The organism is Domibacillus tundrae, assembly GCF_000970675.1.
GTDB classification, from domain to species: Bacteria; Bacillota; Bacilli; order Bacillales; family Domibacillaceae; genus Domibacillus; species Domibacillus tundrae.
Map to the genome: position 1 here is coordinate 44,171 of NZ_LAJA01000020.1, position 13,173 is coordinate 57,343.

General features: G+C 37.6%; 12 protein-coding genes and 1 pseudogene. 4 read left to right on the plus strand and 9 right to left on the minus strand.

Annotated elements, in window-relative coordinates; translation table 11 throughout:
- Positions 1–92 precede the first annotated feature (92 nt).
- A complete protein-coding gene (locus tag VQ00_RS15030; RefSeq protein ID WP_046180942.1) occupies positions 93–1,043 on the minus strand; it encodes a L,D-transpeptidase in 951 nt (316 codons plus the stop codon).
- Between the two features lie 596 nt (positions 1,044–1,639).
- Positions 1,640–2,467 (minus strand): protein-glutamine gamma-glutamyltransferase, encoded by an 828-nt coding sequence (locus tag VQ00_RS15035; RefSeq protein WP_046180943.1) that lies wholly within the window; start codon positions 2,465–2,467, stop codon positions 1,640–1,642.
- Positions 2,468–3,410: 943 nt separating this feature from the next.
- Here VQ00_RS15035 and VQ00_RS15040 point away from each other — a divergent pair.
- The gene (locus VQ00_RS15040) at positions 3,411–3,932 is read left to right on the plus strand and encodes a DUF6241 domain-containing protein (protein ID WP_052728587.1); all 522 of its coding nucleotides are present in this window, start codon (positions 3,411–3,413) and stop codon (positions 3,930–3,932) included.
- 244 nt (positions 3,933–4,176) lie between these two features.
- On the opposite strand, the gene sstT is transcribed toward VQ00_RS15040, so the two are convergent.
- Positions 4,177–5,415, minus strand: a complete 1,239-nt coding sequence (sstT, locus tag VQ00_RS15045) for a serine/threonine transporter SstT (RefSeq protein ID WP_046180944.1) — start codon at positions 5,413–5,415, stop codon at positions 4,177–4,179.
- 499 nt (positions 5,416–5,914) lie between these two features.
- A pseudogene (locus VQ00_RS15050) lies at positions 5,915–6,535 on the minus strand (DUF4317 family protein); the annotation flags it as partial.
- 67 nt (positions 6,536–6,602) lie between these two features.
- Between VQ00_RS15050 and VQ00_RS15055 the strand changes: the two are divergent.
- Positions 6,603–7,193 carry a hypothetical protein gene (locus VQ00_RS15055; RefSeq protein WP_046180945.1) on the plus strand — a complete coding sequence of 197 codons (591 nt, stop codon included), beginning with the start codon at positions 6,603–6,605 and terminating at the stop codon, positions 7,191–7,193.
- A 349-nt stretch (positions 7,194–7,542) separates the two neighbouring features.
- Here VQ00_RS15055 and VQ00_RS15060 read toward each other — a convergent pair whose 3' ends face one another.
- Both VQ00_RS15060 and VQ00_RS15065 read right to left on the minus strand, forming a co-directional pair.
- Positions 7,543–8,262 carry a hypothetical protein gene (locus VQ00_RS15060; protein ID WP_046180946.1) on the minus strand — a complete coding sequence of 240 codons (720 nt, stop codon included), beginning with the start codon at positions 8,260–8,262 and terminating at the stop codon, positions 7,543–7,545.
- Complete coding sequence (locus VQ00_RS15065; protein WP_046180947.1) at positions 8,249–9,349, minus strand: molybdopterin-dependent oxidoreductase; 1,101 nt, start codon at positions 9,347–9,349, stop codon at positions 8,249–8,251. Before VQ00_RS15065 ends, VQ00_RS15060 begins: the two co-directional genes overlap by 14 nt.
- Positions 9,350–9,684: 335 nt before the next feature.
- On the opposite strand from VQ00_RS15065, the gene VQ00_RS19535 reads away from it, so the two are divergent.
- On the plus strand, positions 9,685–9,882 hold the full coding sequence (locus VQ00_RS19535) for a tyrosine-type recombinase/integrase (protein WP_425388390.1): 198 nt from the start codon (positions 9,685–9,687) through the stop codon (positions 9,880–9,882).
- A 508-nt stretch (positions 9,883–10,390) separates the two neighbouring features.
- Positions 10,391–10,702 carry a hypothetical protein gene (locus VQ00_RS15070; protein ID WP_046180948.1) on the plus strand — a complete coding sequence of 104 codons (312 nt, stop codon included), beginning with the start codon at positions 10,391–10,393 and terminating at the stop codon, positions 10,700–10,702.
- Between the two features lie 106 nt (positions 10,703–10,808).
- Here the strand turns inward: VQ00_RS15070 and VQ00_RS15075 are convergent, their stop codons facing one another.
- The 3 genes from VQ00_RS15075 to VQ00_RS15085 form a co-directional block, all read right to left on the minus strand.
- On the minus strand, positions 10,809–11,129 hold the full coding sequence (locus VQ00_RS15075) for a hypothetical protein (RefSeq protein ID WP_156154084.1): 321 nt from the start codon (positions 11,127–11,129) through the stop codon (positions 10,809–10,811).
- 219 nt (positions 11,130–11,348) lie between these two features.
- Entirely contained in the window at positions 11,349–12,026 is a 678-nt protein-coding gene (locus VQ00_RS15080) for a hypothetical protein (RefSeq protein ID WP_046180950.1), read from the minus strand.
- A 253-nt stretch (positions 12,027–12,279) separates the two neighbouring features.
- Positions 12,280–13,137 (minus strand): DMT family transporter, encoded by an 858-nt coding sequence (locus VQ00_RS15085; protein ID WP_425388391.1) that lies wholly within the window; start codon positions 13,135–13,137, stop codon positions 12,280–12,282.
- Positions 13,138–13,173 lie beyond the last annotated feature (36 nt).

The following is a 13,173-nucleotide window of genomic DNA, read 5'->3' on the forward strand; positions in this document are numbered from 1 at the left end:
GTTAGAAAAAAATTTTAATTGTTACTAATAAAATCAACTTAATTAAAGAATTTATGCAAAGCTGTTCCAATCCTTACTAATTCCATCTTTCATTATCTTCGCCAATTGTACCGGGTACCTGGGTTTTTTTCACCTTCCAGTGATTTTCCCGTTAACACAAGCGGAATTGCTCCAGGCAGGGACAAAGCAGCAGGAGCACCGTCTGATATTTTTAAAAGTGTTCCTTTTGGGACAAATGGATACAACTCTTCAATATGGTCATTCAACAAGCGAAAGCAGCCCCCTGACACACTTCTCCCGACCGAAGAAGGCTTGTTTGTTCCATGTATGGCTACTTGTTGTTCCAGTACAAGCCCTCTAGTGCCAAACGGGGAGCCTGGACCGTTCGGTTCCACTACTCTTTCTGTTACATATGAAGAGGAAAACGGCATTCCGTTTTTTCCTGTAGCTGCCGAATAAACAGCAATCGGCCTGCCATGAAAGGAAAGCGCCAATTTGTGCACACTTGGATAAACGAGAATTTCCACCAGTCCTTTTCGAGCATCAAGAGAATTACCTGCTAAAAAAAGAGTATAGCTTCGGCTCGTTCGTTTGTATGTCATTCCTTTAGGAACATACGAAATCCAGTTATTAGGATACGACCTCGCTAACTCCTCAAGCGAAACAGGATAGCGTTTTTTTTCTCCATAAAAATGCACAATCGCGCTGTTTACAACGAGCCACTCCACATGCTTTCGATTCGTTACATCAACCGGCAGCAATGCGCCGCCTTTTTGAGCAATGTTCGTTCCCTGCTGTGAAACTGCTTTTCCCTCATACACAGGTCCAGAATCATGTATTGCTTTAGAGGCATCGGCAGCGTTTTCTTCCGTGAACGTGTCTGTAAAGTGAAAAAAATAATGATCTAAAACAAATGCGGTATACAAAAGAAATAAACAAGAGAAAAAGATCAGTAAAGCCAGCAACCTTTTACTCGATTGCCCCTGTTTTGCTTTTGATTCTGCATTTCTTACACGTATATGGAGATTTTGAGGTTTCTTCACCTTTCTCGCCTCCTGCTTCTTTTAATGCCGGTGCATGAAGAGCCTGCCGGCGATAAAATGAAGCCCGGCTATGTTCTTTACACACTCAAACTTGTTTTAAAGCAGATCGATGACTCACAAACCGCTCCGAAGTAAATGAAGATTTTTTCTTCCTTATCTTGTTTACTTCGCTTATTTTTTCTTCGTTTTTTCGTGAATGATCACTTCTTTTATATAAAATGCCCTGGCCCTTAAGTTGATTTTCGCTGCTATGCATGTTCCGAGTTTTCATTCTTTATAATGAACAAAATTATATCATTAGTTCTTAATAAAGAACAATAAAATATCATTTCCCCCTGCGTTTTAAATAAAAAGTCAGTATCGTTAAACACAAAAAAACCCCCTCAAAAAGAGACGATTTTGAAAAGTTCATTTGATCATGAGAGCTTTTTTCTGTCCTATTAAGTTTTGTTGTCTCCTTTTCTAAGATGAAGTGGAATCGCCCTATTTTTCATCAATTTTTTTCAAAAACAGATTCTTTTATTTATTGATAAATCAACGTTTTCATCCGTACTTTGATCGAATTTTATGTTAAACCAACACTTTTGGGCTGGCGATTATAAATAGAACACATATCGATCAAATGGAATTGAACTTTCGTGGTGCTGGGCGACCATATGTTGAGGTTTATGAATCGAATAACCTGGCTGCGCCATCGAAAGTTTCGCCAACTTTTTAAAAGATGGTCTTGTAACTATATTTGTCCGGTAGGCTGATTGATTTGTCCCCGGGATTCTCATTTGATTCAGAGCATGAATCATTTGGTCAGCTGTCTTTATTCCTAATCCATGTCCGAAATACGTACCATCTCCTAGAACAACGGCATTTTCTCCTCTCAACTGAGGGGTTGGCGGATCGAAGTCCGGATTTTCAAAATAGACGACATCTCCAGGCAAAAAATGGCCTGTATACGCTGCTTTTATCCCGAGGTCAGGATCCGTATGCCAGCTGTATAAATAGATGTTTTGAAATAGGTGGTTAAATAAGGATTCACCTATAACGTTTAGAACCGCATAATAATAGATAATGACCTTTGCCGTTGCACATTCAAACGCATATTGTGAGCTGTTCATGTAGATATCTTGAATCGCTTCTGATGGTTTTACACCAAGACGCAGCAGGAATCCGCCGGTACGCGTCAAATCCCAGTATTGAGGATTACAACGGGAGTTTGCAAATACTTCAAACTCCATCATGCTTTGATTCATGGCTCTTGCACTTACTATGATATTTTTTCGTAACTCAAGCTCAAATGATAATTCGTCTATAGATCGATACGAGTAAACGACTGTATCTTCATTCATCCGTTGAATGATCATACTTTCAATGCTGCCAGACGGCCACCTGTCACTTTGTTGAAAGGGCATCCCTGATAGTTGAATCATACTATACCTCTTTCCAAGTTCGAGTATTAATTCTATTACCTAGAATATTCAAGCATCGTTTTAATGTGCAGCTTTCACAAATAAAAAAATCCGTCCTTTTTCAAGTTGAACCCTGTCGTTCGGTTACTCCAAGAACTTGGATTGTTAATCCTTATACCATCATTTGCGATCCTAGGACTAAGAGCATTGACCATAGATTCATCCTATAACCAAGCTGCTAATGATCTGCACCGCTTCCTGCTTCAGTATTCATACTGGTCCATTATCAAAAAAGACAAGGTACTGGTGACTAAACTTCGTGAAGCGGCTAATGAACCGCTCTCCAGCTACTTCAAACAAGCCTGCAGTCTTTCCGTTTATTCTCGGCATTTAATCATTAATGAAGTAATAGATTCGCAATGAGTTGCTCACCCTTGCCACTCTCACTACGTTCGATTGGCGCATCTTTTTCCCTTTTGAGGTTTTTGCCCAATTATATATATCTTTATAACGATGACCTCGAACTAAACGCACCACTAAAACATTCTTCTACTACATTTAGGACGATTTTAGGCTATTTAATAAAAAGGTTGAGAGCTACATGGTGATGTATTATGCTTCTAAAGTGATATATTACTAATATGTGGGAGTGAATATATTGAAGGATTATTTTGTTCCAAATGCTATTATTGCTTGCATAGATTATTTTTCATTCGGACTACTAAAAATGAGTGGCTAGCTTTGAAGACATTAGATTTTTATATTTAGGATTTGAACCTATTGGAAGATGTAGGTACTGTAGCTTTAGCGATAGAACAGCAGAAATGTTTCGGATTAGTCCCTAAAATCGGGTTATTTAATAATACGGCTGCTGATTTAATTGAGCGGAGATTGATGGGAGTTTAAAATCACCGGAGCTGATTAAAGATTGGCTAAAAACCACTATAAAAGGAATCCGATAACTATGAAAAAACAAACGGTTAAAGTCATTGTTTTAGGAAGCTTAATTGCCGCATTAATTGCGGCTGCATCCCTTTATTATTTCAGTGCTGCTTTTCCATCGACACCGGAGCAAGATGAAATTGCCGATGAAAACAATGAAGCTGCTGAAAAAAGAGCTGATTTTTTTAATACTGCAAAAAGCATTGAAGAAGAATTCCCTTCGAATATGGACGAATATTCAGTAAGAGAGGCCATTCATTTTATGTCCCATCAGAAAGTAAAAGCGGATGAAAAACGTGGCGCTTTGCAAATAACACCTGAAAGAATTGACCGTTTAATGGAGGTGGTATTCGCCAACCAAGATACATATAGAAATGCAGACGTATATTTGAGCATTTTGAACCGATGGAAAGCCGGAGATTTCAGAAACGCTGACCAAGACCATAACACCGTATGGCAACTTTTAGACGGCGAGGTAGGTAAAGCTACGGGAGTATTGGCGCCATATGAAGAAGAAAAATATATTGAAAGAAACTTTGAATGAATTATTGTAGGTACCCCTTAAAACAAGGACCGCCTAGGACTCGGTTTTTCACCGAGTACCTAGCTTTTTATCCTCTGCTACATTGCTCACATTGTCATTAAGAATGCAAAAGTCGTTGCTTTTTATATACGTTTCTGGCCGCCGGTTTTGCCGGCAATCAATTATTTTCCCATAAAAACGGCCCCTCCAATTGTTAAACTAACAGTTGGAGGGACCGTTCAATCGCAGATAAAAGGATTTCTCTTTATCCTGCTTTATGGATGTCTATTTTTTTCCCTTCTTTACGCCACTCTTTAAATTCAGCTGCTGCGGTGAAAAGAACATCTGTGGACGAGTTAAGGGACGTTTCAAACGAGTCCTGCAACACACCGATGATAAAACCTACGCCAACGACCTGCATGGCAATATCACCCGGGATTCCAAATAAGCTGCATGCTAGAGGAATCAGTAATAAAGATCCTCCAGCAACCCCTGAAGCACCGCAGGCACATATAGCTGAAACGACGCTAAGGAGGATTGCTGTAGGAAGATCCACTTGGATCCCTAGCGTATGAACCGCTGCAAGTGTCAATACAGAAATCGTAACAGCGGCACCGGCCATATTGATCGTTGCACCTAATGGAATAGAGACTGAATAACTATCCTTATCCAAACCTAAATCTTCACATAATCTCATATTAACCGGAATATTTGAAGCCGAGCTGCGTGTAAAGAACGCTGTAATTCCGCTTTCCTTTAAGCACTTAAACACAAGCGGATAAGGGTTTTGGCGGATCACTGCGAACACAATGATTGGATTAACAACCAGCGCCACAAAAACCATACAGCCAATCAACACGGCAAGCAGCTTCCCATAGCTGAGCAGCGACTCAAGTCCATTTGTTGTAATCGATTCAATGACTAGACCCATGATTCCCAGTGGCGCAAACTTAATCACCCATGCAACCATTTTCGATACCGCATCCGAAAAATTCGAAATGAGCGTTTTTGTTGTGTCAGCGGCATTTCTTAGCGCCAAACCAAGAACAATCGCCCAGGCTAAAATCCCGATATAGTTCGCATTCACAAGCGCATTTACCGGATTATCAACCACGTTCAGCAGTAATGTCTTCAAGACTTCTGTCACACCGCTAGGAGGCGCAACACCTTCAGCGCCCTCTGCAAGCGATAAGCTGACAGGAAAAATAAAACTGACAATAACGGCGATTAAGCCTGCCAAAAACGTTCCTAAAAGATATAAGCCAATAATCGATTTCATATTTGTCTGGTGGCCGCTTTTGTGCTGAGCAATGGCCGACATAACCAGGACGAGTACCAAAACAGGCGCAACGGCTTTTAAAGCACCCACAAATAAAGAGCCTAAAATGGCAACTGGTTTTGCTGCTTCCGGAATCGTGACAGCCAGGATAATACCAATAATCAAACCTATAATGATTTGTTTGACCAGGCTTACCTGATTCCACTTCTGCAGTATACTTTTCATACATGTTCCCCCATTAGTTTAAGATAAAATTGTAACATTGCTCCTGTTGAGCTATTCCTTTCCTATACCCTGATGATAGAAAGAAATCTATTACAAATAGATACGATTGAATCATAGCCGACTTTTATTAAATATGTACCAACCTCAACCTCTCCCCAACTTATTCCACCTGAAAAAGACAACTGTCTTTCTAATAAATAGTATTATAATATTTTTTCTGTATATTACAATACTATTTATATTATTAAAAAATGTTGTAATAATTAGAACATTCTTATAAAAACAATATATGTATCGAAAATTCCTTCCGGGTCGGTTACTTTTTTAAAAGAATGTATAACTCCCTGGAATATAAAGGCTTTATGAATAGATGTCCACCTCGGTGACACATGCTTTCATCACTATAAGAAAAAGCCTCCATCTCATTGTTCAAAAAAACTGCCCATTTTCTCAATAAACTCTTTTACATCGCTTTTATTACACCTTTTATGATTTCTTCTTTCTGCTTTTTATACTCTTCCTTTTCTGTATTTACATCTTCTAGTCCGCTCATCTTTAAAATATGTTCTACGTCTTTGTAGTCTAATTTTGGCGTTTCTTCATCTTCAATTTCTTCGATCACACGGTTAATTTCTTCATATACATTGGAGAGTGTTGACGTGTTTAGTTGATCACCTATTACGTCTTTTACAATTTCCTCAAAAGCGGTTTTATCCCCTTTTGCAGTCATCTTCTCTTCACCATTTAATACTTCCTCTACGAACTGATGATCAGGCTCGTGTGCTTTGCCTGCTGAATATAGAATGTGGCTGACATCCGCAGCGTTATCGGTGAAGCAGGGAAAAAGAAACCCTGCTACTGGAGCATCGAGATTGATGACAGGATCTATCACAACATTGTACCTGAATTCCTTCCCGATATAGTCAAAAAGCAATTCTTTTTTTGATTCTTGCGTTTTATTTATACTGCATAAAATAAACAAATGGGAGTAAACGGCATCTCGTTCACTCTCCTCAGCCTCTTCGCTTGGGCGTTTCATTGGCTTCACATATTCTCCTCGAATGAATGTCACGACAATATCCATTTCATATTGCCGGTCTTTAAGTACTTTTTCAACAATTAACCCATGGTTTATATGCTATGATTGAATGAAACAGGTATGAAAAGATACTAGGAGGACACTCACCATGTTAAAAAAACAAATGGAACTATACATATCAAAAGCTTTAAGTGGGAATAAGGTTGAATTGTTTAAAGAGGAAAAGGAATATGCAGAAAGGCATCACTTGACAAATGATTTTACTATAGTAGAAAAAGAAAATAGTACCCGTTTTACTGATGCTTATATCGAGCGCAGTAATAAAGAAAACGAAGAGTTGATTTCGGAAGAATCCGCTGCATTTTTATCACAACCCCTTGAATACCTAAAAATCAATAAAAGCGAATTCCTTTACTTCGAATCTTCATGGTTTGAATTAATCGGAGTTGAGACACTTTCATTGGAAGTAGATGATGTGTTCGGAACATACAATGCCTTGCTTGGCTTGAAATTTCAGAAGAAAATGGGGAATGTGTTAAAGGCTTACTTAAATAATGAACTCCAAGGAGAGATTGGAACATACAGTTTAATGTTCAACCAAGATGATGGACTATGGGATGTCAATTTTTCCTTGAATAGTGTAGAAGGATTTAAGGAAGAGATGTCTTTAGGCGATGCTTTAAGCCTCATCTATCATTTTCTGTTTATTCTTGTTGAAACAATCGAAGAAGATAATTAAGTAATTATAAACAGCCCCCACCAACTAAAGATGGGGGCTGTTTTGTGTTCCTTATTCAACAAAAGCCACCCGTTTATTGAATAAGAACATCAAAAATGAAATATTATTTGCTGTCTTTTTTATGAAGGTGCGCAGCGCAAAGGAAGTATTTCGCGTACTTGAACTCCCCTCCGCTGTTAAATTAAGCTTATACAGGGTGATTCTTCCTGATCTGTTTCTGCCGCATTTATAATTCCGCCGTCAAAGATACCAGTTAATTCTTGATCAATCATATAATTCTTAAAAGTAAACAACACACAACGGTTGTGTTTCATTTGCCATTTGTTTGTTCTACATCTTGAGGATAACTTTATTCCATTAGTTCGCTTTCGTAAGCTTCTTTAGGTAACACGAATTGTGCAGACTCGATTTCAGTAAAATCTATTTTATAACTCATCTGTTCTGGATAACGATCTAATATACTGATAGAATCCGGCCTAATTGGCCGAGCCTCAAACGTCACTGATTGAATAACTCCATTTTTTTCTATAACTATTAATGTTGTTTTATGTTGCTTGCTAAGAAGCGTTCCACGAAAATCAAACTCTTCAAAAGAGTCAAAGATTGCCCGAAAAGTTGTTTTATCGCCATCCTTGATTCGCTCTACTTTATCAGCCTCATTCAAAATTTCTCGAATCCATTCAAATGGGTGATACAGAGGGGTGAGCTCTTCGACAAAACGAGAGTTGATATCATTTTGTAACCATTTACCACCGGAATCAATAAAAATTTTCTCATCCTCAAAAAAAACTTGAAATTGAAACGTTGAATCGTCCGAAACAACAGACGTGAGGTTAAATTGACTGTTTCCTTCAGACCAATCTCCAACCTCTGTTGTTGCTTTCACGCCATCGAATGTATATATACCATTGATTTCATAATCTTTTGTTTCCCACTCTAATGTTCGATCGCGCCAAACATTCCATTCATAATCCATTTTTGAAGGTATTAGCCAAAAAGAAAGGGACATGCCCATAATCAAAGCTAGTATCAGAATAAAAATTTGTTTTACTGGTCTATAAGTAACCATTTAAATCGTACCCTCCACTTTGTTGCCAGTAGCCCTTTTTTCGTTCTCCACTAAATTCAAGGCGATCAACCCATTTAACTGATTTATACCCATACATATCTGGATGATAGAGACGACATGGATAGCCTTGGGCTGGTTTCAGAAACTCACCATCCATTTCGTACACAAGCAGAGCCTCTTCATCTATTAACTGGGTAGTTAAAAATGAATCAAAATATACCTCATCGCCTGAGTAAGCGGTTACAAATTTACCTTTAGCTTCGAGACCATAGGCATCAAATAAATCTTTTAGGAGAACACCTTTCATTTCGACGTTCCTCACACTCCAACCCGTAACACAATGAAAGTTATCAATTATAGTAGTGGATGGAAGATGCAATAAATCAGTGTAACCAATACTCTCCTTTTTATTAATCAAACCATCGATCGTTAAGGACCATTCGCGATCTTCATAACGAGGAAAATCGTTTGTCACATTATAAATTCGAAAGTATCCTCTTCGTTTATTTTCTGCTTCAGTAACATTTAAAATTGGTGTCAGCCACTTGAACCAGCTCCCAATGAGAAGGAACAGAAATGCTAAACTAAAAAGCTTTAAAAAATCACGACGTTCGAGCATATTTTCTTCAATGATTGGCGGCAATGCAGCTCGTCTTTTCCACCATGCCGGCCAGGGAAGGGATACGTTAAAAAGGTGGCCAATTGTATGTGTTAAAACCCAAGGCAAAAATAAAAATGTTGTCCAATCGTGAATGACGACTGCGACATTTCGAACCTCTGCCAGCAAATAAGCTTGAAAATACATAAGTAATCCCGAGGCCATCCACATCAAAAAGAACAGAAGATTAAGAATGAAATTGAATTTTTTAACTGGAGGCTTTTTTAGTAAATACCGACCTATCCTATATAGACTGTAAAGGACCAGTCCGCAATAAAAACAAGCGGTGAGCAAATGAAATTGAACAAGTGGAAAACCAATTTGATTAAACCAAGTCCTCGTTGCAACAATATAAAGACAAAGTCCTGACAAGAGCATGAAAATAAAAAAAACGCCATGAATCAAATGGATTATCCGTAGCCACTGCATGACTTAAGCCACCTTCCCTTAGCATTTATAATGAACATCTTCAGCCAAAAAAGCAGCTGCTTGTGTAAGTACTTTCTCTAAAACGTTTCAAACATTGTACTATTTATCTCTTTCTGCGTCCATTTCGTATCAGCTTAAAGCTACAAAACGAACCTTCCCTTAATGAAGGAGAAGGCTTGTTTTTTATTTGATCATGATTCACCTTCTTCACTTCAACAGATTCGGCTAGTAAGCGCTTCAAACACCACTACATATAAACAGGAATATGCAGGTGCGCGAAGATATATCGATTAAATTAAACAACCACTCAATTTTTTGAGTGGCTTTTCATTAACATTGTTTTTATTCCTTATTATCAATTATCCTCACAAAAGTCTTCTATAGATAAACCTATTAATCCAAGAAACCTGTTACGAGCTTTTAGAAAGTTGACTGAAGAAGCAAACTTACCTCGTATTCATTTTCATGATCTAAGACATACACATGCTGCCTTAATGATCTTTCAAAATGAACCAATGAAAGTTACTCGCTGACAGACTTGGACACAGCAAAATCACGACTACAATGGATACGTATGGCCATTTATTGCCCAACATGCAACAGGATGCATCTGACCGATTGGATCAAACAATTTTTGTTTCTCCACCATCATATTAATTGTTGCCAAACGGATGCCACGGTTAAAAAACTACAAAAAAAGACCACCTCCGAAGAAGTGGCCTTTTGTAGAGAAACCGTGTTCCTGACGCTCTCTCAGGGGTTTTAACACCCAATGATTCCTACTGGGTTCGAACCAGCGACCTCTACCCTGTCAAAGCGAAAGACGCGGTTTTCTTAATTTTAAATGTGATAGGTAAGACCTAACTTATCTGAAAAACATTGATACAGCAGGGTTTACTGAAATATCAAATAATGCAGGTTTTACCTGATAAATCGACTGGCACCATTTCGGCACCAAAAATAGAACTATAATAAACCCCTCTACACATTGGTATGACAAGCTTCTTCTATAATTTAATTATCAATGAGAGGAAGATTCAAATGGCTCTTTATACAAAAAACCAATTATTTAATTTCTTCTACCGTCTTATTCAAGAAGAGAAATTTCATATCCAGTCCAGGGCTGATAATGCTTGTGATGCAATAGACCATGTTATCCAGGAATTAGAGACAATGAAAGTAGATCTGCAAAAAACACACAGCAGCCACATTATCTCCCCCAACCTTGGAAAAGTTTATAATAAGCTACGGCTGGTTGATCACTTTTCACATGACATTAATAATATGAAAGGTAACGTCCGCCAGTATAAAGATGAAATAACGCGCTTTAGCGGTAAATGGATTGACGAATAAAATCAAACGATAATAAAAAACAATGCTAACCCGAAGACTATACAATAGGGAAAGCATTGTTTTTTATTATAAGATTATCTATTATACTTTATCAACTTGTTTTCATTTATGGTTTAACGCTAGAAGCAATGAACTTCTGCTTTTTATTATCCCAGCTATAGACAGCAATCACTTTATCCCATCCGCCTTCATTTCGATACTTTTTCCAATCTTGATAGATTACTGATTTTGAAATTCTGACTCCCTGGTCTCCCATTACGCCAAAAATCTTTACCAGCTTTCCTTTTTGCATTCTATATACATCAGCCTTTGTATTAGACGGTCCATATTCATATGTTGTTATGATTTGATACTCATTTTTCGCTGGATTAAAAACCATCAGCTTTGGAATCGGAAAAGACTCTTCACTTATAATTCTCTCCGCCACTTTTGTTACTTCATTATTTTTTATTAGAAACAAATTCCCTTGCTGTGACAATATAACTTTTTCAGTTTACTGCCACTTTAGTTGGGGTAGAAAAAAGACCGACTGGAACAGCAGCCGGTTCTTAAACTCTTGCCCCCGTTAGCCAGCCATGCAATGCAAGCGCTGCACCACAGATTATGTAAGGGAACTCGTCCTTTCATAGGAGTTGAATAAGAAAAATCAGATTACCACTGATTTCTTGTCTATTTTTAATTGACTAACTGCGGAAGAAATTAATGTATCCAATGGATTAATTATAGGCTTTGATGTCTTATACTCAACTTCCTTAGATGCATCGACCATAGATAATTGAGCAACGGAGATAATTTTATCTCCTTTAATAATTTTATTTAGGAACTTAGAAATTTCTTGGTTATATTCTTGTTTTAAACCTTGCATTATTAATTCAAAAGTATTGTTAATGACAATTACCTCTATATCCAAAGATTTTTGATGATTATAAGCATATTGATTGAGACGCTCCATTGTCCCTTTAACAGTTGCGGGATTTGTAAATAAGATTGTCAAGGGTTGCTGTATTTTACAGATATATTCAAAGTAGGGTTCATCAATTTTAATAATTGGCACTGATATTGAAAGTTGTTCTTCCTGTAAAATTGCAATATAGTTTGTGCAAGTAATTAGAATAGCATCAACATTACATTGGGCAATACACTCTATTTGCTCCTTAACTTTATTTTGAGCATCTGCTTCTTTGAAGTTCTCATCTACTGTAACTCGATACATTAATGCGGGGTCAACAAAATGTATTAATTCAATATCATATGAGGAAAGTGCGTTTTCAATATATTCAATATTTGAATAATGAGCGTGTAGGCATCCTAATCTTTTTTTCAATTCTGTCCCACCTTTAAAATATTTCTGATTATTCTATCAGTATATATGAAGATATCTATGAAAATGACGAAAAACACCTACTGCTTCTTTCACTAACCTGCTCCTTTAGTTGAGGAAAAAAAACGCTGGAACAGCAGCCGGTTTTTAAACTCTTGCGACCGATAGTTGAACAAGGGAGTCATTTTAAAAGAATTCTTCTAATAAATGTTCCTCAATTAAATCTATTCTCGTACCGCCAATTAATCTCTATTGTTTATTCCTTATTTCTTTGCTGTAGTAAAAATAATGCTAGACCGATTAAAATGAGTGCGATACCCATACCTTGTTGTAATGAAATGACCTCATCCAAAATGAAATAAGCGAGGATACAAGTTCCAATTGTTTCTCCTAATATACTCATTGAAATAATTGAAGTACTTAGCCATTTCAACAACCAATTGAAAATTGTTTGCCCTAAAATTGTTGCAATAAACGCTAATCCAATAAAGGACCACCATGTTGGTACAGAATAATTGAAGAAGGGCGTTTGCTGACTAACGGCAAAAACACCTAAAAGTAATGTACTGCTCCCATAACCAATAACTGAATATGGGATAAGAGATAGCCTTTTACGAACATGCTGGCCAATGAAGAAGTAGGCTGTTATGATGCCTGCCGCAATAAAAGCAAGTATATCGCCAAATAATGCCTGTCCACTAATTTGAAAATCTTGCCATCCAATGACAATGCTTCCGGCAATCGCGATGAGACAGCCTGTTATAGCCCCTTTGCTGAAGCGCTCTTTGAATAGAAAATAGCCGCCAACCAACGAAAAGAGTGGCTGTAAGGTGACAATAACCGTCGAGCTTGCTACAGATGTGTAATTTAATGATTCAAACCACAATACATAATGGGCTGCTAGAAATACGCCTGATAATAATCCAAGTCCCCATTGTTTTTTTGACAACAAACGTAATGCTTGTCGGTTCTTTTTATTAACTAATAAAAATGGCAAAAGCATTACTGCTGCAAAAAGCATCCGATAAAATGCTGTAATTGTCGCAGGTGCATCTGCTAATTTCACAAAGATCGCTGAAGTCGATAATGCAAATACGCCCAAAAATAAAGCCATGTAAGAAATAAGTAGTGATTTCAATTCTGTTTCCCC